Source organism: Pseudomonas sp. 5Vm1k, from assembly GCF_056161485.1.
In genome coordinates this window covers 431,056-450,968 of the sequence record NZ_JBSPCZ010000003.1, presented here as the reverse complement: position 1 = coordinate 450,968, position 19,913 = coordinate 431,056, and the positions used below count along the sequence as shown (strand labels likewise).

Annotated in this window: 20 protein-coding genes; 7 read left to right on the top strand and 13 right to left on the bottom strand. The window is 60.6% G+C overall.

All coding sequences use genetic code 11. The features are described 5' to 3' along the window. Window positions 1-244: 244 nt before the first annotated feature. Window positions 245-1,504 (top strand): OprD family porin, encoded by a 1,260-nt coding sequence (locus ACWIKB_RS08650; RefSeq protein WP_475266199.1) that lies wholly within the window; start codon window positions 245-247, stop codon window positions 1,502-1,504. Between the two features lie 275 nt (window positions 1,505-1,779). Continuing rightward, window positions 1,780-2,595, top strand: a complete 816-nt coding sequence (locus ACWIKB_RS08645; protein WP_475266198.1) for a methyltransferase domain-containing protein — start codon at window positions 1,780-1,782, stop codon at window positions 2,593-2,595. A 155-nt stretch (window positions 2,596-2,750) separates the two neighbouring features. On the opposite strand, the gene pcaC is transcribed toward ACWIKB_RS08645, so the two are convergent. From pcaC to pcaR, 11 genes are all read right to left on the bottom strand, one after another. Further along, on the bottom strand, window positions 2,751-3,143 hold the full coding sequence (gene pcaC, locus ACWIKB_RS08640; RefSeq protein WP_475266197.1) for a 4-carboxymuconolactone decarboxylase: 393 nt from the start codon (window positions 3,141-3,143) through the stop codon (window positions 2,751-2,753). A 10-nt stretch (window positions 3,144-3,153) separates the two neighbouring features. After that, window positions 3,154-3,960 carry a 3-oxoadipate enol-lactonase gene (gene pcaD, locus ACWIKB_RS08635; protein WP_475266196.1) on the bottom strand — a complete coding sequence of 269 codons (807 nt, stop codon included), beginning with the start codon at window positions 3,958-3,960 and terminating at the stop codon, window positions 3,154-3,156. 11 nt (window positions 3,961-3,971) lie between these two features. Further along, window positions 3,972-5,336 carry a 3-carboxy-cis,cis-muconate cycloisomerase gene (locus tag ACWIKB_RS08630; RefSeq protein ID WP_475266195.1) on the bottom strand — a complete coding sequence of 455 codons (1,365 nt, stop codon included), beginning with the start codon at window positions 5,334-5,336 and terminating at the stop codon, window positions 3,972-3,974. A 45-nt stretch (window positions 5,337-5,381) separates the two neighbouring features. Then, window positions 5,382-6,686 carry an MFS family transporter gene (locus ACWIKB_RS08625; RefSeq protein ID WP_475266194.1) on the bottom strand — a complete coding sequence of 435 codons (1,305 nt, stop codon included), beginning with the start codon at window positions 6,684-6,686 and terminating at the stop codon, window positions 5,382-5,384. 194 nt (window positions 6,687-6,880) lie between these two features. Then, window positions 6,881-7,447, bottom strand: a complete 567-nt coding sequence (gene pcaG / locus ACWIKB_RS08620; protein WP_475266193.1) for a protocatechuate 3,4-dioxygenase subunit alpha — start codon at window positions 7,445-7,447, stop codon at window positions 6,881-6,883. A 1-nt stretch (window position 7,448) separates the two neighbouring features. Continuing rightward, complete coding sequence (gene pcaH, locus ACWIKB_RS08615; protein WP_475266192.1) at window positions 7,449-8,153, bottom strand: protocatechuate 3,4-dioxygenase subunit beta; 705 nt, start codon at window positions 8,151-8,153, stop codon at window positions 7,449-7,451. 35 nt (window positions 8,154-8,188) lie between these two features. Then, the gene (pcaF, locus tag ACWIKB_RS08610; protein WP_475266191.1) at window positions 8,189-9,394 is read right to left on the bottom strand and encodes a 3-oxoadipyl-CoA thiolase; all 1,206 of its coding nucleotides are present in this window, start codon (window positions 9,392-9,394) and stop codon (window positions 8,189-8,191) included. Further along, entirely contained in the window at window positions 9,391-10,173 is a 783-nt protein-coding gene (locus ACWIKB_RS08605; RefSeq protein ID WP_475266331.1) for a CoA-transferase subunit beta, read from the bottom strand. Before ACWIKB_RS08605 ends, pcaF begins: the two co-directional genes overlap by 4 nt. Next, complete coding sequence (locus tag ACWIKB_RS08600; protein ID WP_054046891.1) at window positions 10,170-11,027, bottom strand: CoA transferase subunit A; 858 nt, start codon at window positions 11,025-11,027, stop codon at window positions 10,170-10,172. Before ACWIKB_RS08600 ends, ACWIKB_RS08605 begins: the two co-directional genes overlap by 4 nt. 280 nt (window positions 11,028-11,307) lie before the next feature. Further along, the gene (pcaK, locus tag ACWIKB_RS08595; protein ID WP_475266190.1) at window positions 11,308-12,654 is read right to left on the bottom strand and encodes a 4-hydroxybenzoate transporter PcaK; all 1,347 of its coding nucleotides are present in this window, start codon (window positions 12,652-12,654) and stop codon (window positions 11,308-11,310) included. A 198-nt stretch (window positions 12,655-12,852) separates the two neighbouring features. Next, window positions 12,853-13,695, bottom strand: a complete 843-nt coding sequence (gene pcaR, locus ACWIKB_RS08590; protein ID WP_054046895.1) for a pca regulon transcriptional regulator PcaR — start codon at window positions 13,693-13,695, stop codon at window positions 12,853-12,855. Between the two features lie 677 nt (window positions 13,696-14,372). Here pcaR and ACWIKB_RS08585 point away from each other — a divergent pair. Continuing rightward, a complete protein-coding gene (locus tag ACWIKB_RS08585) occupies window positions 14,373-14,573 on the top strand; it encodes a hypothetical protein (RefSeq protein WP_007903846.1) in 201 nt (66 codons plus the stop codon). A gap of 376 nt (window positions 14,574-14,949) precedes the next feature. Further along, window positions 14,950-16,425: an inorganic phosphate transporter gene (locus tag ACWIKB_RS08580; RefSeq protein ID WP_054046896.1), complete on the top strand. Its 1,476-nt coding sequence runs from the start codon at window positions 14,950-14,952 to the stop codon at window positions 16,423-16,425. Window positions 16,426-16,678: 253 nt separating this feature from the next. Here the strand turns inward: ACWIKB_RS08580 and ccoM are convergent, their stop codons facing one another. Together ccoM and ACWIKB_RS08570 are read right to left on the bottom strand one after the other, a co-directional pair. Further along, a complete protein-coding gene (gene ccoM, locus ACWIKB_RS08575; RefSeq protein ID WP_054046898.1) occupies window positions 16,679-16,792 on the bottom strand; it encodes a cytochrome c oxidase subunit CcoM in 114 nt (37 codons plus the stop codon). 144 nt (window positions 16,793-16,936) lie between these two features. Further along, window positions 16,937-17,098 (bottom strand): hypothetical protein, encoded by a 162-nt coding sequence (locus tag ACWIKB_RS08570; RefSeq protein ID WP_008016476.1) that lies wholly within the window; start codon window positions 17,096-17,098, stop codon window positions 16,937-16,939. A gap of 171 nt (window positions 17,099-17,269) precedes the next feature. Here ACWIKB_RS08570 and ACWIKB_RS08565 point away from each other — a divergent pair, with 171 nt between their 5' ends. The 3 genes from ACWIKB_RS08565 (at window position 17,270) to ACWIKB_RS08555 (ending at window position 19,888) form a co-directional block, all read left to right on the top strand. After that, window positions 17,270-18,142 (top strand): LysR substrate-binding domain-containing protein, encoded by an 873-nt coding sequence (locus tag ACWIKB_RS08565; RefSeq protein ID WP_475266189.1) that lies wholly within the window; start codon window positions 17,270-17,272, stop codon window positions 18,140-18,142. A gap of 88 nt (window positions 18,143-18,230) precedes the next feature. After that, entirely contained in the window at window positions 18,231-18,701 is a 471-nt protein-coding gene (locus tag ACWIKB_RS08560; RefSeq protein ID WP_475266188.1) for a RidA family protein, read from the top strand. Beyond that, entirely contained in the window at window positions 18,698-19,888 is a 1,191-nt protein-coding gene (locus ACWIKB_RS08555) for an aminotransferase class V-fold PLP-dependent enzyme (protein ID WP_475266187.1), read from the top strand. Before ACWIKB_RS08560 ends, ACWIKB_RS08555 begins: the two co-directional genes overlap by 4 nt. Window positions 19,889-19,913 lie beyond the last annotated feature (25 nt).

The window sequence follows — 19,913 nt, the reverse complement described above, 5'->3', positions numbered from 1 at the left end:
CAAGCCAATCTTACGTTCGATAATCGCCCAAAACCCGCTTTCCCCAATTGAACCGCCCCGTCCATCCCCCGCACCATTCGCCCCACAAAACCAATAACAACAGGTTCGACACCATGCCCCCACGCCCTGCCCTGTCCGGCTGATCTCGCCCGTTTTTTGCCCCCAGATTCAACCCCTTGTGTCTGCACCCTCAGGTTGCGGCAGCGCCCCGTTTCACCCCTAACAATTAGAGAGACCCGAGCCCATGAAACCTTCCACCGCGCAGTACATGTTTCCCAGCCTGATCGCCGCCGCACTGGCCAGTAGCGCCCTGCCCGCCGCCGCCGAGGAGTCGGGTTTTGTCGATGGGGCCAAGGTCAACCTCAACCTGCGCAACTTCTACATCAACCGCAACTTCACCAACCCGACCAAGGCCCAAGGCAAGGCTGAGGAATGGACGCAAAACTTCATCCTCGACGCCAAGTCCGGTTTCACCCAGGGCACGGTCGGGTTCGGCATGGACGTGTTGGGGTTGTACTCGGTGAAACTCGACGGCGGTAAAGGCACCGGGGGTACGCAGTTGCTGCCGCTGGATCACGACGGACGCCCCGCAGACAACTTTGGCCGCACCAACGTCGCGTTCAAGGCCAAGCTGTCGCAGACCGAAGTCAAGGTCGGCGAATGGATGCCGGTGCTGCCGATCCTGCGCTCGGACGACGGCCGCTCGCTGCCGCAAACCTTCCGCGGCGGCCAGATCACCTCGAAGGAAATCGACGGTCTGACGCTCTACGGCGGCCAGTTCCGCGCCAACAGCCCACGGGATGACAGCAGCATGAGCGACATGTCGATGGTCGGCAAAGCGGCGTTTACCTCCGACCGCTTCAACTTCCAGGGCGGCGAGTACGTGTTCAACGACAAGCACACCCAGATTGGCCTGTGGAACGCTGAACTCAAGGACATCTACAGTCAGCAATTCGTCAACCTGATCCACACGCAGCCACTCGGCGACTGGACCCTGGGGGCCAACCTCGGCTTCTTCTACGGCAAGGACGACGGCAGCGCCCGGGCCGGCGAGCTGGACAACAAGACCTGGTCGGGCATGTTCTCGGCCAAATACGGCGGCAACACCTTCTACGTCGGCCTGCAAAAACTCACCGGCGACAGCGCCTGGATGCGCGTCAACGGCACCAGCGGCGGCACATTGGCCAACGACAGTTACAACAATAGCTACGACAACGCCCAGGAACGCTCCTGGCAACTGCGCCACGACTACAACTTCGTCGCCCTCGGCATTCCCGGCCTGACCCTGATGAACCGCTACATCAGCGGTGACAATGTGCACACCGCCACCACTACCAACGGCAAGGAATGGGGCCGCGAGAGCGAGCTGGGCTACACCGTGCAAAGCGGCACGCTCAAGGATCTGAACTTCAAATGGCGCAACTCGACCATGCGCCGGGACTTCAGCAACAACGAGTTCGACGAGAACCGCTTGATCGTCAGCTACCCGATCAGTTTGCTGTAAGGCTCAAAGACGCCTTCGCGGGCAAGCCTAGCGCCTACAGAGAGATGCGATTTCCTGTAGGAGCGAGGCTTGCCCGCGAAGAACGATTACGCGGCGCTCCAGTCACCACCCGTCAGCCCACGTGGCACTTTGCCGCCCATCTATTACAGTGAAAAAACCTGACAGGACTCAGGCGTTGTTCAACCCTCCTCCACTTCCGTTATCTGTTGTTGTGGGTCCCAGGACTTAGCCAGGCTGTCATCGGAAGACACCGCTGATCACCAGAGGACCACCTCATGATCACCCGACCAAACCCTGCCCCCGGCGATACCGCCTGGGATGCCAAGGCGTACCAGCAGTTTTCCGGTCTCAGGCAACGACCGGTCAATGAACTGCTCGATCGCGTCCAGCTCCAACACCCCCATTACATCTACGACCTGGGCTGCGGCACCGGCATCGCCACCCTGCTACTCGCCAAACGCTGGCCCCGAGCTCGGTTGATGGGCGTCGATAGCTCGGAGCAAATGCTTTCAGAGGCCCGTAGCCTGCCCATCAAGGCCTTATGGAAACACTGCGATCTGCTGGACTGGCAACCGGAACAACCGGCCGATTTACTGCTCGCCGCGGCAGTGCTGCACTTTGTCACCGGCCACAAGCAGTTGCTGCCTGGGTTGCTCGGCCGGCTCAATCCGGGCGGGTGCCTGGCCGCGCACATGCCCGACTGGCGAGATGCGTTGTGGTATCAACTGATGCTTGAAACGCTCGACAACGGCGGCCCGGGTGGCGCGCCTTTGGGATCACTGGAACTGCGCCACACAATGGCCGCGCGACCGCTACTGTCACTGGAAGACTATTACCGGCTGCTCGCGCCGATCACCCGGACACTGGACATCTGGGAAACCGAACAGCTGCAAGTGGTGGACGGCAGGTCGCCGATCTATGACTGGGTCAAGGTCTCGGCACTACGACCGGTGATGCAGGGGCTCAAGGATGACGAACTGACACGGTTCATTTATCACTACCTGATGCGCGTGCATAAGCATTACCCGCCAGAGCATGATGGGCGCACGTTGTTTCCGTTCAAGCGGGTTTTCATTGTCGCCACCGTCTAAAGCCACCGAAAACCAAACCCTGTGGGAGCGGGCTTGCTCGCGAAGGCGTCGTATCAGACACATTAATGTCGACTGACACGGCCCCTTCGCGAGCAAGCCCGCTCCCACATTTAGTCTGTGCATTGGCACAAACCCTTGTGACTGGCACCAACGCTTTACTCCCGCGACTCAACCCCCAGCTCATCCCATACCGACTCCGCCAGGTGGAACGTGGCGTTCGCCGCCGGGATCCCGCAGTAGATCGCGCTCTGCATGATCACTTCCTTGATCTCGCCACGGGTCACGCCGTTGTTGGCCGCCGCGCGCAGATGCAGTTTGAGTTCTTCGTTGCGGTTCATGCCGATCAGCATGGCGATGGTGATCAGGCTGCGGGTGTGGCGCGGCAGGCCCGGGCGGGTCCAGATGTCACCCCAGGCGTGGCGGGTGATCATTTCCTGAAACTCCGAGTTGAACTCGGTCAGGGCATTCAGACTGCGGTCGACGTGAGCATCGCCAAGCACCGCGCGGCGGACTTTCAGGCCGTCGTCGTAACGTTGTTTCTCGTCCACAAAAACCCCCTCAATGCTTCGACAAAAACGCCAACACCCGCTCGCTGAACGCAGCGCTAGCCTGGACGTTGGACAGGTGCGCGGCATAGAACTCGGCGTACTCGGCGCCCTGCACGTGTGCCTGAATAAAGTGCCCACCAGACGGCGGCGTGACCGCGTCTTCGGTGCCGGCGATCACCAGCAGCGGCACCTTGATCGCGGACAACTGATCACTGAAATCGGCATCGCGCACGGCGGCGCAATTGGCCGCGTAACCTTCAGGCAAAGTGGCCGCGAGCATGTCGGTGATCTTCTTCGCCGCCGCTGGATTGGCTTCGGCAAAGTCCGGGGTAAACCAGCGCGCAATCGACGCATCGCGCAAAGCGACCATGGCCGCAGAACCGTCACGCAGCACGGTTTCGATCCGCGGGTTCCATACCGACGGATCGCCGATTTTTGCCGCGGTGTTGCACACGATCAGCTTATTCAGCCGCTCGCCAGCGTTGATCCCCAGCCACTGCCCGATCAAGCCACCCATGGACAAACCACAGAAATGCGCGCGCTCAATGTGCAACGCGTCCAACAGCGCCAGCACGTCGTGGCCCAGTTGTTCGATGGTGTAAGGCCCCGGCGTCACCAACGACTTGCCGTGACCACGGGTGTCGAATCGCAGCACCCGGAAATGCTTGGTGAACGCCTCAATCTGCGCGTCCCACATGTGCAGGTCGGTGCCCAACGAGTTGGACAACACCAGCACCGGCGCATCGTCCGGGCCAACGAGTTGCGGCCCTTGGATTTGGTAATGCAGTTCGCCCTCGGCGAGTTGTACGAATGCCACGGCAGCCTCCTTCAGGCAGTCAACGCAAAATGTTCAGCCACCGCCCGCTCGACCCAAGTATGGGCCTGACCGAGGTAATGGTGAGGGTCCAGCAATTGATCCAGTTCAGCGTCCGACAGTTGCGCCGTCACTTGCGGCTCATCACCGAGGACTGCACGCAGATGACGCTGTTCCGCCACCGCACGCTTGCAGCACTGTTCCAATAAATGGTGCGCGGTGTCGCGACCGACCCGTTGCGCGAGGACGATGCTCACCGCTTCGGCCAGCACCAGCCCCTGAGTCAGGTCGAGGTTGCGCGACATGCGTGTCGCGTCCACTTCCAGGCCATCGGCCAGCAGCAACGCTTGTTGCAAGCTACCGGACACCAGGCAGCAAATATCCGGCAGGGTTTCCCACTCGGCATGCCACAGGCCCAGGCTGCGTTCGTGTTCTTGCGGCATGGCGCTGAACAGGGTCGAAAGCAAACCCGGCACTCGGGTCGCCGCACCGATCAACACCGCCGCGCCCACCGGGTTGCGCTTGTGGGGCATGGTCGAGGAACCGCCCTTGCCCGGCGCCGCCGGTTCAAACACTTCGCCGGCTTCGGTCTGCATCAACAGGCTGATGTCGCGCCCGAATTTGCCGAGGCTACCGGCGATCAGACCGAGCACCGCACCGAACTCCACCAGACGATCGCGCTGGGTATGCCAGGGTTGCTCCGGCAGCGTCAGTTGCAGTTCTTCGGCCAAGGCGTTGGCAATCGGCATCGCCTGATCGCCGAGGGCCGCAAGGGTCCCGGAGGCGCCGCCGAATTGCAGCACCAGCAAGCGCGGCTTGAGTTCGCGCAAACGCTGGCGACTGCGGGTCACCGCGCCCAGCCAACCGGCGATCTTCATGCCGAGGGTCACTGGCGTAGCGTGTTGCAACCAAGTCCGTCCCGCCAGCGGCGTAGCCGTGTAACGCCGGGCCTGGGTGACGAGGATGTCCGCCAGTCGCGCCAGATCGCTTTCGATCAACTCCAGCGCTCGGCGTAGTTGCAGCACCAGACCGGAGTCCATCACGTCCTGACTGGTCGCGCCCAGGTGCACATAACGCTCAGCCTCGGCATCGTTCGCCGCGATCTGTTTGCCCAGAACCTTGACCAACGGAATCGCCGAATTGCCGGCCGTGGCAATCGCTTCACCGAGGGCGTCGAAATCGTAATGCCCGGCCTGACACGCCGCTTCAATGGAGGCGACAGCGCTGTGCGGAATCAACCCGACCCGCGCTTCGGCCCGGGCCAGCGCCGCTTCAAAATCGAGCATGGCCTGCACCCGGCCCTGATCGCAGAACACCTCGCGCATATCGCGGGCAGTGAAATAGGCATCGAACAATTGATTGTTCGGTCGCTTGTTCATAAACAATCCTTGAGGGCGTGGGCCGCTGGGGCCCACGGGTAAAGATCAAAGGTCGTGATGCAAATACTTCGCCTGTTTCGGCAAGCGCAGGCTGAACAGGAACGCCACCGCCATCATCACCGTGACGTACCAATAGAAGGAGTTTTCCATGCCCACGGCTTTCAGGCTCAGCGCCACGTATTCCGCCGAACCGCCGAAGATCGCGTTCGCCACCGCATACGCCAGGCCAACGCCCAGTGCGCGCACTTCGGGTGGGAACATTTCGGCTTTCACCAAGCCGCTGATCGAGGTGTAGAAACTGACGATCGCCAGCGCCACGGTAATCAGCACAAAGGCCAGGAACGGGCTGCTGACGCTTTTCAGGCTGAGCAGAATCGGTACGGTGAACAGCGTCCCCAAGGCACCGAACCAGAGCATCGAGTTACGCCGGCCGATCTTGTCCGCGAGCATGCCGAACAGCGGTTGCATGCACATATAAAGGAACAGCGCGCCGGTCATGATGTAGCTGGCGGTCTTGGCGTGCATGCCGGCGGTGTTCACCAGGTATTTCTGCATGTACGTGGTGAAGGTGTAGAAAATCAGCGAGCCGCCGGCGGTGTAGCCGAGCACGGTGATGAACGCAGCCTTGTGGTCGCGGAACAGCGCAAGGATGCTGCCGGCGTCCTTGTTTTCGCGCATTTCTTTGCTGGAGGTTTCCTTGAGCGAACGACGCAGGAACAGCGAGATCACCGCCGCCACCGCACCAACCACGAACGGGATCCGCCAGCCGTAGGCACGCAGGTCATCTTCGGTGAGGAACTGTTGCAGGATCACCACCAGTGACACCGCCAGCAATTGCCCACCAATCAAGGTCACGTACTGGAACGAGGCGAAGAAACCGCGCTGGCCCTTGAGGGCGACTTCGCTCATGTAAGTCGCGGTGGTGCCGTATTCGCCGCCCACCGACAAGCCCTGGAGCAAGCGCGCGAACAGCAACATGATCGGCGCCCAGACGCCGATGCTGGCGTAAGTCGGCAAGCAGGCGATGAGCAACGAGCCGAAGCACATCATCAGCACCGAAATCATCATCGAATTCTTGCGCCCGTGCTTGTCCGCGACGCGGCCGAAAATCCAGCCACCAATGGGCCGCATCAGGAACCCGGCGGCGAACACACCCGCAGTGTTTACCAACTGCACCGTGGGGTTGTCGGACGGGAAAAAAGCAGGCGCGAAATAGATGGCGCAGAAGGCATAAACATAAAAGTCGAACCATTCAACCAGGTTGCCGGACGAGGCGCCGACAATGGCGAAGATGCGCTTGCTGCGCTCTTCGCCCGTGTAGTGTTCTGTTGAAGCGGTAGTCGTTGTCATTGTTTTTCACTCAATGGGGACAGTGAGAGTCTAGACACACTTCGCAACAGTCCCGTTCCGCAGTTTCATTAGGCAACGCAATCCCCCTGTGGGAGCGGGCTTGCTCGCGAAGGCGGTGTGTCAGTCGAAATAAATGTTGCCTGACACACCGCTTTCGCGAGCAAGCCCGCTCCCACAGGGGTTGTGGTGGTTGCTCAATAATCGAAGAACACCGTCTCCGCATCGGTCCCCTGCAGAATCACATTCCACTGATAAACGCCCGACGCATCGGCCTTCGCGAGCAACGTCTGGCGGCGCTCCGCTGGCACGCACTCCAACAACGGGTCAGAAACGTTCGCCGGCTCCCCATCAAAGTAAATCCGCGTCAGCAGGTGCTTCACCAACCCGCGCGCAAACACCAATACCACCAAGTGCGGCGCCTGGGTCGTGCCGTTCAAACCCTCAACCGTCCCGGGTTTGATCGTGGTGAAACGAAAGCGCCCTTCGGCATCCACCGGCACCCGGCCAAAGCCTTCGAAGTTCGGGTCCAGGGGTTTGTCCTGCTCGTCTTCGGGGTGGTCGTACTTGCCAGCGGCGTTGGCCTGCCAGACTTCCAGCATCGCGTCGTTGACGAAGTCACCATTGCCATCGACGACTTGCCCGGTGATCGCCACCCGTTGGCCGAGGGTCTGTTCGACGGTCAGGTCTTCGCGGTTCAGCCAGGTCAGGCCGATGTGGTAATACGGCCCGACGGTGTGGGATGTGGTCGCGTTCAGCGTCATCTTATTTCTCCATCGGCGTGGCTTCGCGGCCGCGCAAGACGATGTCCCAGCGATAACCGAGGGCATAGGAAGGAATGGTTTTTTCCAGGTCGAAACTGGCGATCAAACGCTCTTTGGCGCTGGTATCGGGCACGCAGTTGTAGATCGGGTCGTAGGCCAGCAACGGATCGCCCGGGAAATACATTTGGGTCACCAGCCGCGTCAGAATACTCGGCCCGAACAATGAGAAATGGATGTGCGCAGGGCGCCAGGCGTTGTGGTGGTTGCCCCACGGATAGGCGCCGGGCTTGATGGTCTGGAACTGATACCAGCCATCGGCGTCGGTCACGGTGCGGCCGGTGCCGGTGAAGTTCGGGTCCAGCGGCGCGTCGTGCAGGTCGCGGGCATGGTTGTAGCGACCGGCGGCGTTGGCCTGCCAGATCTCCACCAGAATCCCCGGCACCGGCAAGCCGTCTTCATCCAGCACGCGGCCGTGAATGATGATGCGCTCACCCAATGGCTCGCCGCTGTGCTGAGCGGTCAGGTCGTTGTCCTGCTCGTTGATGCGCTCGGCGCCGATGGTTGGGCCGGTGATTTCCGACAGCGAATGAGGCAAAAACACCAACGGCTTGGACGGCGAACGTTTGTTGGTGGATTGATAGGTCGGGTGCAGGTATTCCGGCTGGGTGCCTTCTTGCGGGCGGCGGTAGCCAGGCTTGTCAGTCATTTCGCTTTTCCTCTGTTCTTATTAGTCGGCGGCTGTCAGACGCGTTCGATGGCGAGTGCCAGACCCTGGCCGACGCCGACGCACATGGTCGCCAGACCTTTCTTGCCACCGGTCTTTTCCAGCTGATGCAGCGCCGTCAGCACCAGACGCGCGCCACTCATACCCAACGGATGACCCAAGGCAATGGCGCCGCCGTTCGGGTTGACCTGGGTTGCATCGTCGGCGATCCCCAGCTCACGCAACACCGCCAAACCCTGGCTGGCGAAGGCTTCGTTGAGTTCGATCACATCGAAATCGCTGACAGCCAGACCGAGGCGTTCGGTGAGTTTGCGCACTGCGGGGACCGGACCGATGCCCATGATTCGAGGGGCGACACCGGCGCTGGCCATGCCGAGCACTTTGGCCCGGGCTGTCAGACCGTGTTTCTTCACCGCTTCGGCGGACGCCAGGATCAGCGCCGCTGCGCCGTCGTTCACACCCGAGGCATTACCGGCGGTGACGGTTTTATCAGGACCGTTGACCGGTTTGAGTTTGGCCAGGGTTTCCAGGCTGGTGTCGGCGCGAGGATGTTCATCCTGGGTGACGACGGTTTCGCCTTTCTTGTGGGCAATCCGCACTTCAACGATTTCTTCAGCGAAAAATCCTGCGGCTTGCGCGGCGGCGGTCCGCTGCTGACTGCGCAGGGCGAAAGCGTCCTGATCCTCGCGGGACACTTCGTAGTCGTCCGCCACGTTATCGGCGGTCTGCGGCATCGCATCGACGCCGTACTGGGCTTTCATCAACGGGTTGATAAAGCGCCAGCCGATGGTGGTGTCTTCCAGCTTCATGTTGCGCGAGAACGCCGCATCGGCCTTACCCATCACGAACGGCGCGCGGGACATCGACTCGACGCCGCCGGCAATCGCCAATTCCATTTCACCACTGGCGATGGCGCGGAACGCGGTGCCGATGGCGTCCATGCCCGACGCACAGAGGCGGTTGAGCGTAACGCCGGGAATGCTTTCCGGCAGGCCCGCCAGCAGCAACGCCATGCGCGCCACGTTGCGGTTGTCTTCGCCAGCCTGGTTGGCGCAACCGAGGAACACCTCGTCCACTGCCGTCCAGTCCACCGACGGGTTGCGTTCCATCAAGGCCTTGATCGGCACGGCGGCCAGGTCGTCGGCGCGAACCGTCGACAGGCCACCGCCGAAACGGCCGATGGGCGTGCGAATCGCGTCGCAGATATAAACGTCACGCATCACGCTTCTCCGGGAGCTTGGCCGTGGGCCGCAGCGGTGCGGGCTTCCAGATCCCGCAGCGCTTTGAGTTCAATTTCGCTGGGCTCGGCGGTGTTTTCAACGTGTTCGGCGAAACGGATCGCCCAACCGGTGGCCGCGACCACTTGCTCACGGGTCACGCCCGGATGCAGCGCGGTCACCACGAATTCATGGGTTTCGGCTTCCGGCTCCATGATGCACAGGTCGGTGATGATGCCGACCGGCCCGGCGCCCGGCAGGCCCAGACGCTTGCGCGAATCACCGCCCTCGCCATGGCCGACCGAGGTAATGAAGTCGAGTTTGTCGACAAAGGAACGTGCCGACTGTTTAAGGATGATCAGTACGCTCTTGGCCGAACCGGCAATCTCAGGAGCACCACCGGCACCCGGCAGGCGAACTTTCGGCTGGTGATAATCGCCAACGACCGTGGTGTTGATGTTGCCGAAGCGGTCGACCTGCGCTGCGCCGAGGAAACCGACGTCGATGCGCCCGCCCTGCAACCAATAGCGAAAAATCTCACCGGTCGGCACCACGGTGTCAGCGGTTTCCGCCAGCTCGCCGTCACCAATCGACAGCGGCAACACGCTCGGTTTGGCACCGATCGGACCCGATTCGTAGATAAGGACTACGTCTGGCGAGGAAGTCAGCCGCGCCAGGTTGGCGGCTTTCGACGGCAGGCCGATGCCGACGAAGCACACCGAACCGTTCTTCAAACGGCGGGCGGCGGCGACGGTCATCATTTCATTGGTGGTGTAAGTCATTATTTGGCCTCCGAAGCAGCGGCCAGCTTGGCCTGGAACTCGCTGAAGTCAGCGCAGCCGTGGATGTACTCGTTGATCCACGCGGTGAAGGTGTCACGGTCCCGGGCAATCGGGTCCCAGGCCTGGTAGAAGCGGTTGTCGCGCTCGTTGTAACCGTGAGCGTAGGACGGATGCGCGCCGCCAGGCACGTGGCACACCGCGCTCAAGGCCCAGGTCGGCAGCACACAAGAGTTCATCGGCGCATTGAGGTCGTCGACGATTTCTTCGACGGTAACGATGCAGCGCTTGGCCGCCAGCGCCGCTTCTTTCTGCACACCGAGAATGCCCCACAGCAGCACGTTGCCCTTGCGGTCGGCTTTCTGCGCGTGAATCACGGTGATGTCCGGGCGCACCGAAGGCACAGCGGCCAGCACTTCGCCGGTGAAGGGGCAGGTGACGGTTTTGATCAGCGGGTTGACCTTGGGCAGGTCGGAACCGGCGTAGGCCCGCAGCACCGCGAATGGTAGGCCGGAGGCACCGGCGACGTAGGCGTTGGCCAGGTCGGCGTGGCTGTGTTCTTCGATTTCCAGCGGATGCGGCCACTGTTTCTCGACAGCATCACGCAGACGGTGCAGCGAACCCACACCGGGGTTGCCGCCCCAGGAGAAAATCAGCTTGCGAGCACAACCGGCGCCGATCAACTGGTCGTAGATCAAGTCAGGCGTCATCCGCACCAGGGTCAGATCTTTCTTGCCCTGGCGAATGATTTCATGACCCGCCGCCGTCGGAATCAGGTGAGTGAAGCCTTCGAGCGCGACGGTATCGCCGTCGTTGACGAATTGCTTCACCGCGTCATGCAGCGAAAGGATTTCAGCCATGGGGCAGGCTCCCGATTTGTTGTTTACCGACAGTGGAAGAAAAAGGCGCGAGGTTCAGCGCCGAAGTCACTGAAGAGTAAGCCGCTGAAAATCGCCAAACAATCCGATAATCGACTGAGCGTTCGTTTATCGAACAGATTGTTGTCTGGCTATCGATCCCTTCCGCAGATCGTTCCCACGCTCTGCGTGGGAATGCAGCCGGGGACGCCCCGCGTCCCATTGGAACGCAGAGCGTCCCTTGAGGCATTCCCACGCAGAGCGTGGGAACGATCGCGTACTCTCAGGTCGCATCCGCATGACTGACCATGCCCTTGATCACCACCGCCGTGGTCGCCAATGCCGCCGGAATCACCAGCGCCGTCAGCACCTGCTCAAAATTCCAGCCCAAGCCCAACAACGTCGCACCCATCCACGCCCCCAGGATCGCGCCGAAACGCCCAATCCCGAGCATCCACGACACACCGGTCGCCCGGCCCTGGGTCGGATAAAACCGCGCCGCCAGGGAAGGCATCGCCGATTGCGCGCCGTTGACGCACATCCCCGCCACCAGCACCAATGTCGCCAGCAACGTGATGTGTCCCAGGCTCTGCCCGACCGCGTAGGCAAACACCCCGGCCAACAGGTAGAAAGTGCCGATCACCTTGTGCGGGTTGAACCGGTCCATCGCCCAGCCGACACCGACCGCGCTCAACACCCCGCCAAACTGGAACAGCGCACCAATGAAAGCCGCCTGTTCCATGCTCGCTCCGCTGTCACGCATCAGCGTCGGCAACCAACTGGTCAACAGGTAAACGATCACCAGGCCCATAAAGTAGGTCAGCCACAGCAGCAAGGTGCCGGTGCTGTAGGTACCGGAGAAAATCACCGCGAACACATTGCGTGCCTTCACGGTTTTCTGTTCGGGCACGCTGAAGCTGGACGCCTGGGCCACCACCGTCGGGTCAATCGGCGCCAGGGTTTTGCGCACTTTGTCGGTGCCGCGGTTACGGACTACAAGGAAACGCGCCGATTCCGGCAGCCAGAACAGCAAAACCACCGTAAGGATCAGCGGCAGAATCCCACCGATCAGCAACAGGCTGTGCCAGCCGAACGCCGGGATCAGCTTGGCGGAAATGAATCCACCGCCAGCCATGCCGAGGTTGAAACCGCAGAACATGCTGGTCACCAGCAGGGATTTCTTGCGCTCCGGGGTGTATTCCGACAGCAGCGTGGTGGCGTTCGGCATGCCGGCGCCCAGGCCCAGGCCGGTAAGAAAACGCAGCACCAGCAATTGATCGACGTTGCTGCTGTAGGCCGAGGCCAGGCTGAAGATGCCAAACAGGAACACCGCGCCCACCAGTACGACTTTTCGCCCGAAGCGGTCAGCCAATGGCCCGGAACCGAGTGCGCCGAAGACCATGCCGATCAGCGCGGCACTCATCACCGGGCCGAGGCTGGCGCGGTCGATGCCCCAGTCCTGGGACAGGGCCGGCGCAATGAAACCCATGGCTGCGGTGTCGAGGCCATCGAGGAAGACAATCAGGAAACACAGGATCACCACTCGCCACTGGTAGCGCGAGATGGGCTGGGCATTGATGAAGGACTGCACGTCGAGGCAGTTTCCTACAGCAGACTGAGGCTGGTTCATTATTTTTATTCCACGCAAGGAACGCGTGGCCTCTTCTCATTATTATGGGGGGTCGTCGTCCGGCGTGACCGAGGGTCGATAGCGCCGGATGACGCTGCCGCGACATTAATGATCCGAGGGAAAGAGCGTCAATTCGATAAACGCGACTCTGTGCGTTTATCGAACAGCTTAGGTGGAGACTGCTTAGACAAAGACTGCTTATGCAAAGAGTTGCGCGCTGAGGTCGCGGCTGGCACTTAGCAAACCGGGCAGGAAGCGTTGTTCCAGTTCATTGCGGCTGACGCGCCCGGCGTGAGTACTGACATTGAGCGCCGCCACCACCTGGCCAGACGCGTCGTACACCGGCACCGCAATCGAGCGCAGGCCTTGTTCCAGTTCCTGATCGACGATGCACCAGCCTTGTTGTCGCACCTCTTGCAGGCATTCGAGCAACGCCTCGGGGGTGTGCAAGGTGCGGCTGGTCTTGGCCTGAAACTCCGCATGATCGAGGTATTCGCCCAGCGTCGTGTCATCCAGGGCCGCGAGCAGAATCCGGCCCATGGACGTGCAATAGGCCGGCAGACGCCCGCCCACCGACAGGTCCACGGAAATCAGGCGCTGGGTAGTTGCCGAACGGGCGATATATAGAATGTCGTCGCCTTCCAGAGTCGCCATGTTGCACGCCTCATGCAGTTGTTCGCTCATGCGGTCGAGGTACGGCTGGGCGGACACCGCCAGTGGCGTCGAGGATACGTAGGCATGGCCCAGGGTCAGGACTTTGGGCAGCAGCGAATAAGTCCGGCCGTCGGTGGTGGCATAGCCGAGTTTGATCAGCGTATGCAGGCAACGTCGCACCGCGGCGCGGGGAATTTCCGTGCGATGGCTGATCTGGGCGATGGTCAGGTGCCGCTTGCGCTCCTGAAACGCTTGCACCACCGCCAGGCCTCGGGCAAGCGAGGTCATGAAGTCCGGGTCGCCGGTCATGGCCTGAATTCGCTTGGCGGGGGAGGCGACGATCGGCGGCGCCACCGAAGCGAAGGAATTGCGCAGTTGATCGTTCATATCAGGTCCTTTTCCTACACGGCTCGATGGCTATTACAAGCGGCTCACGGTCGATACACAAGCCGTCGGCCGCAAGATTGGGCGATTATCGAACCATCGACCGATAATCGCAATCGACGGCCAACCTAAACAGGGATCGTGCGGTGCTCTTAATATTTCTTACTCTTGAGCGGTTGCAGACTTAAAAGGCAACTGTAAATGGTTAGAACTTGTCCGACTTGTTGGCGTCAGAAACAGGTCGCTGAAAAGTGGCCCCACCGAACACTCTAATTACCCGTAAAAGTTACGAGTAACAAAATCATCACACACCAGGAACCACTTTTAACTGCGCGGAGATAGTGTTCTTCGAATCGACCGCTATAATGCACCTCAGTGGCCCGCCGGTTTGTTACTTGCCGATTGTGCCACCCGGAGCGCGATGTCCCATCGCCGCCGCCCGCAGCAAGCGCCTGACGCTCATATGTTATGCACCGCCAACGCGCACGCTGAAACAGGACACTGAAGCTACGTCAGCTGTTTTTCTCTGGTGCCGTGGCCGCCTGCAACATGGAAGTGTTGATCATTGTGTCGTTAAAAAGCCGATGCCCTTTCAGGTATTGTCCTTTCGACGAACGTGGTCAATAAACTCGATGCAGCGCGTTTCACCAGAATTTATCTCAACTCAATCAGGTAGCACTGTGACGAAAGACGAACTGCGCGCGGAACTTGAGCGCCAGGAACAACGTTACAAGGAAGTTTACGGCGGGGAAGTCACCACCTACGCCGCCCAGCCCGAACCGGAACGCAAGCCGTGGCGTAAACGCGCCACCGTTCAGGATCAGGCATTCAGCCAAGAACTGCAGAAGATGGAAAAGGAACTCAAAGCCGAAGAGCCTTGACCGGTCCGGCCTGAATCCTTCAAGGGTCTGCGTCTGCATCCGCTAAAAGCGCGGTGTATCGACCATGCCTTTCGCGCCCGCTACAAGCGGGCAGCGGCCACCTCACCCACCGGATGAGGCAAATGGCGCATGTCCGACCCTCTTCTCAGATATTTCACACAAGCGTTTTCGCCTCTCGCGTCTTCGAGAGAAACCCTTGTGGATGCTCGGTTTTCAAAGAAAATCAACAAGTTGCAAAACCCAGTAAAAACCTGGGGCTTAGGGCTTTGCTACAAACTAATTCGTTGAAGAATGTTACCGATGAGCAGCTAGTGCATCGATTTCCAGTCTTTTCTGGCATAATCGCGCCCCCTTACGACCGGGTCAGAAAACCTTCATGATCGATTTATTCAGCGGACTAGATGCTTGGGTGCTTGTGAGCCTCTTGCTCGCCCTGGCCTTTGTCCTCGCCTTCGAGTTCATCAACGGCTTTCATGACACTGCAAACGCGGTGGCCACTGTTATCTACACCAAAGCCATGCCGCCTCACCTCGCGGTGTTCTTTTCCGGCGTGTTCAACTTTCTCGGCGTTCTGCTGGGCGGTGTGGGCGTGGCGTATGCCATCGTCCATTTGCTGCCGGTCGAGCTGCTGATCAATGTGAACACCGGACACGGACTGGCCATGGTGTTCTCGTTGCTCGCCGCCGCCATCACCTGGAACCTGGGCACCTGGTACTTCGGTATCCCCGCCTCCAGCTCCCACACGCTGATCGGTTCGATCCTCGGTGTCGGCCTGGCCAACGCCCTGATCAACGATATTCCGTTGGCCGATGGCGTGAACTGGCAGAAGGCGATCGATATCGGTGCGTCCCTGGTGTTCTCGCCAATGGCCGGCTTCATCGTGGCCGCACTGGTGTTGATCGGCCTTAAGTGGTGGCGCCCGCTGTCGAAGATGCACAAGACGCCGGACCAGCGCCGCAAGCTCGACGACAAGAAGCACCCGCCGTTCTGGAACCGCCTGGTACTGGTGATTTCGGCCATGGCCGTGAGCTTCGTGCACGGTTCCAACGATGGCCAGAAAGGCATCGGCCTGATCATGCTGGTGTTGATCGGTATCGTGCCGGCGCAGTTCGTTCTCGACCTGAGCAGCACCACTTACCAGATCGAACGCACCCGCGATGCGACCCTGCACTTGAGCCAGTTCTACAAGCGCAATGCCGACACCCTCGGTGAGTTCCTGGCCCTGGGCAAAAGCGTTGAAGGCGATCTGCCGGAGAAATTCCGTTGCAACCCGCAACAGACCGAACCGACCATCAGCGCCCTGCTCGACACCCTCAAGGGCGTAGCCGACTACCATTCGCTGCCGGCCGAAAGCCGTATCGAAGTGCGTCGCTACCTGCTGTGCCTGGACGACACCGCACGCAAAGTCGCCAAGCTGCCCGGCCTGCAAGCCCGTGAAAAGGCTGACCTGGACAAATTGCGCAAAGACCTGACTACCACCACCGAATACGCCCCGTTCTGGGTGATTCTGGCGGTTGCACTGGCCCTCGGCCTGGGCACCATGGTCGGCTGGAAACGCGTGGTGTTGACCATCGGCGAGAAGATCGGCAAGCAAGGCATGACCTACGCACAGGGCATGTCGGCGCAGATCACCACTGCCTGCATGATCGGCCTGGCCAACATCTTCAGCCTGCCGGTATCCACCACCCACGTCCTGTCTTCGGGCGTAGCCGGCACCATGGTCGCCAACAAAAGCGGCCTGCAAGGTGGCACGGTCAAAACCATCCTGCTGGCCTGGGTCCTGACCCTGCCAGCCACCGTGGCCCTGTCGGCCGGCCTGTTCTGGCTGGCATCGAAGGCGCTGGGTAGCTGATACATCGCTGCGACGAAAAAGGCGCGCCTCGCAAGAGTCGCGCCTTTTTCATGCCTGCTGCTTTTCGCGAATGCCCACCTGTAGGAGCGAGGCTTGCCCGCGAAAGCGGTGTGTCAGGCAACATCAATATTGGATGTTCCGCCGTCTTCGCGGGCAAGCCTCGCTCCTACAGGGGATTGGTGTTTTTACGGGCAAAAAAAAGGGCAACCGAAGTTGCCCAAAATGCCTTGCGTGCTCATTGCTCTGGAAAGAACTACGGTTTGCGCTTATGCGAATCCTTCCAGATGAAATATCCAAACCCTGCAAAAAACAGAACCATGAGGCCGACTGTCAGCACTCCGGCGATCACCACGTTATCGAAAAACATGACTGGCCTCCTGCACTTGCCCTGTTGCGATGGGGCTAAGTTAACCAATCGGGCAGGAGAGAAAATTGACCGGGATCAATGTCGCCCGAGACTGTGCGTAAAGGAGGGGAAATAACTGACCTGCATCAATCGATGCAGGGGGGCTCAACGCTTTTTCGGTTTGTTCTTCGGCTTTTTCTTCGCTTTACCCAACGGCATGGCCTGTTCGAAGGCCTGGCGCACTTCGTTCAGGCGCTTGTCGTTGAGGTCATGAACCCGCTTGGCGCGTTCAGCGTTAAGGTCGATCAGTTTGTCGTCTTGGCTCATGGTGCTCAGTGCATCGCTGGAAAAGGAAGTTCATCCGGGATTGCGCCAATAATGCGGTCTGGCGCCGGCGCTGACCAGCCACCCAGGCAACAAGGGCCTAACAAAATATGTGCTCACTCCGGTTTTTCACCGCACAATCGGTGCTTTGCGACGGACCCAAAGGACCCAACCGTGGAATTGCACCAGGATCTGCCGCCCTTGATGGCCCTGCGCGCCTTCGAGGCCGTGGCGCGCCATCTGAGTTTTATCAAGGCGGCCGATGAGCTGTCGGTGACCCAAAGCGCGATCAGCCATCAGGTGCACAAACTCGAGGAATTCCTCAACCAGCGGCTGTTTATCCGGCGTACCCGGGCCATCGATCTGACGCCGGCCGGCGAAAGCTACTACCGCAAGATTCAACCCGCACTGGAATCCATTGCCTCGGCCACCCGCGAGCTACGTGGCAATGAACAACAGGAAACCACCCTGCGCATCGGCCTGCTCGCGTCGTTCGCCACCTTATGGCTGGCGCCGCGACTGGCCGGTTTCAATGCACGTCACCCACACATTCATGTGGAACTGCTGCCTTCGGTGCAACTGGCCGACGTCAATGGCGGCGAAGTGGACCTCGCCATCCGTTATGGCAAGGGCGGCTGGCCCAAGGTCCGGGCCCGCTGCTTCATGGTAGAAACCCTCACGCCAGTGTGCAGCCCGGCGTTCAAGGCCCAAGGAATCGACAAAGGCCCGCTGCTGATGGCCAAGTCTTACCAGCCATTTGAATGGATCGACTGGAGCACACTCAACGGCATCGACCTCACCCCCTACCCCAGCGTGATGCTCCACGATTACAACATCGTCGTCGAAGCTGCCGTGGCCGGCCAGGGCATCGCCATGGGTCGCCAACACTTGATCGAACGCCGACTCAAGGAAGGCGCGCTGGTGGAAGCCTTCGACACCCCGCCGTTCAGCAGCGAGATCGGTTATTGGCTGGTCACCCCGGATCGCCCGCCGAGCCATGCCGCCGAATGCTTCGCCCAATGGCTGAACGAAATCGTCGACACATGAGCCATTTGAATACGTCGGATTAAATCTATCCGTTTGTCGCGCCAGCGCGGCGCCAACATGCTGAACCCTTCATTCAGGAGGATTCACCATGACCGACTCACTCGTCCAACGTGTCCAGAAACTCGGCCTGGCCTTGCCAACCCCGAGCCAACCCATCGCCAACTTCGTCAATTATGTGGTCAGCCAGAACCAGTTGTTCGTTTCAGGGCAGATCCCGTTGCTCGACGGCAAGCCAGCGTACATCGGCCGCTTGGGTGAGTCGATCAGCGACGAAGAAGGGGCCAACGCCGCCGAACTCGCCACCCTCGGCCTGCTGTCACAGCTCAGCGACGCATTAGGCGATGACCTGAGCAAACTGGTGCGCATCATCCGCCTCGGCGTGTTCATCGCCAGCGCCGGTGATTTCAAAAACCAGAGTGTGGTGGCCAATGGCGCATCCAATCTGCTGGTCAACGCCCTCGGCGAGAAAGGTAAACATGTGCGCACCGCCATCGGCGTTTCCAGCCTGCCCGCTGGCGTGGCGGTCGAGATTGATGCGATTTTCGAGTTGCATCCATGAACCGCGCCGAAGTGGAGCGCTTGCGAGCTGCCACTCCGGGCTGCGCCAGCGTGATTCACTTCAACCACGCTGGCGCTTCGTTGCCCAGCCAGGCGACCCTCGACGCCATCCTTGAGCAATTGCAACGCGAAGCCCTCGGCGGCCCGATGGAAGCCGCCGACCAAACCATCCAGACCCGCGCCCGGGCGGCGGCAGCCAAACTGCTGAATACCGTGCCCGAGGCCATGGCCTTCGCCAGCAGCGGTTCGGCGGCCTGGGGCATGGCGTTCAATGCGCTGGGGCCGTGGCAAAGCGGCGACCGGATTCTGATCGGTCGCCACGAATGGGGCGGCAATCTGGCGTGCATCGCCCAGGCCGTCAGCGCCGGGGCGCAACTGGAGGTGATTCCGTGCGATGACATGGGCGTGGTGTCAGTGACCGGCCTGCAGCAAATGATCAACCCAAAGGTAAAGCTGATCGCCCTGACCTGGCTCCCCGCCAATGGCGGCCTGATCAATCCCGCCGAGGCGATTGGCGCGGTGGCACGACAGCATGGCATCGCATATTTCGTCGACGCCGGTCAGGCGCTGGGGCAACTGCCCTGCGACGTACAGGCGTTGAACTGCGATGTGCTCAAGGGTGCCGGGCGCAAATTCCTGCGCGGGCCACGGGGTACGGCGCTGCTGTATATAAGGCCGGGGTTTATGGAGCGGCTCAAACCTACGCAACTCGATGTGCTTTCCGCCCCGTGGGACGGCGAAGGTTTTGCCCTGCGCGACGATGCCCGGCGCTTTGAAACCAGCGAAGTGTCCGTGGCGTTACTGGCCGGTTTGGCCAATGCGCTGGAGGAATGCAACAGTCTGGGCACCTCAAACATCCGTCAGCGGATCGATTCGCTCTGTCAGGGTTTACGCGAACGGCTCATGACGATCCCTGGCCTGGAACTGCACAACCTCGGCCCGGCAGACCATCAGTCCGCACTGGTCGCGTTTACGCTCAAGGGTTGGGACAGTGTCGAGCTGAAGCTGCGGCTGGCCCGGCGAGGGATCAATATCGGTGCCAATGGCGTGGCGTATACGCCGCTGGATATGCAGGCTCGCGGGCTGGAGAGCATTGCGCGGATTGCGGTGAGTTATTTGAACACTGAGGAGGAGATTGAGGTGTTGCTCGGGAGTTTGCGGGAATTGGCCGCAGAGGCCGGCGTCTGAAAAGATCGCAGCCTTCGGCAGCTCC

What these genes read in the sequence shown, in the direction of transcription:
- ACWIKB_RS08650 (WP_475266199.1), top strand. Translation starts at nt 245, where the DNA reads ATGAAACCTTCCACCGCGCAGTACATGTTTCCCAGCCTGATCGCCGCC.
- ACWIKB_RS08645 (WP_475266198.1), top strand. Translation starts at nt 1,780, where the DNA reads ATGATCACCCGACCAAACCCTGCCCCCGGCGATACCGCCTGGGATGCC.
- ACWIKB_RS08630 (WP_475266195.1), bottom strand. Translation starts at nt 5,336, where the DNA reads ATGAACAAGCGACCGAACAATCAATTGTTCGATGCCTATTTCACTGCC.
- ACWIKB_RS08625 (WP_475266194.1), bottom strand. Translation starts at nt 6,686, where the DNA reads ATGACAACGACTACCGCTTCAACAGAACACTACACGGGCGAAGAGCGC.
- pcaG (WP_475266193.1), bottom strand. Translation starts at nt 7,447, where the DNA reads ATGACGCTGAACGCGACCACATCCCACACCGTCGGGCCGTATTACCAC.
- pcaH (WP_475266192.1), bottom strand. Translation starts at nt 8,153, where the DNA reads ATGACTGACAAGCCTGGCTACCGCCGCCCGCAAGAAGGCACCCAGCCG.
- ACWIKB_RS08600 (WP_054046891.1), bottom strand. Translation starts at nt 11,027, where the DNA reads ATGGCTGAAATCCTTTCGCTGCATGACGCGGTGAAGCAATTCGTCAAC.
- pcaK (WP_475266190.1), bottom strand. Translation starts at nt 12,654, where the DNA reads ATGAACCAGCCTCAGTCTGCTGTAGGAAACTGCCTCGACGTGCAGTCC.
- pcaR (WP_054046895.1), bottom strand. Translation starts at nt 13,695, where the DNA reads ATGAACGATCAACTGCGCAATTCCTTCGCTTCGGTGGCGCCGCCGATC.
- ACWIKB_RS08580 (WP_054046896.1), top strand. Translation starts at nt 14,950, where the DNA reads ATGATCGATTTATTCAGCGGACTAGATGCTTGGGTGCTTGTGAGCCTC.
- ccoM (WP_054046898.1), bottom strand. Translation starts at nt 16,792, where the DNA reads ATGTTTTTCGATAACGTGGTGATCGCCGGAGTGCTGACAGTCGGCCTC.
- ACWIKB_RS08570 (WP_008016476.1), bottom strand. Translation starts at nt 17,098, where the DNA reads ATGAGCCAAGACGACAAACTGATCGACCTTAACGCTGAACGCGCCAAG.
- ACWIKB_RS08560 (WP_475266188.1), top strand. Translation starts at nt 18,231, where the DNA reads ATGACCGACTCACTCGTCCAACGTGTCCAGAAACTCGGCCTGGCCTTG.
- ACWIKB_RS08555 (WP_475266187.1), top strand. Translation starts at nt 18,698, where the DNA reads ATGAACCGCGCCGAAGTGGAGCGCTTGCGAGCTGCCACTCCGGGCTGC.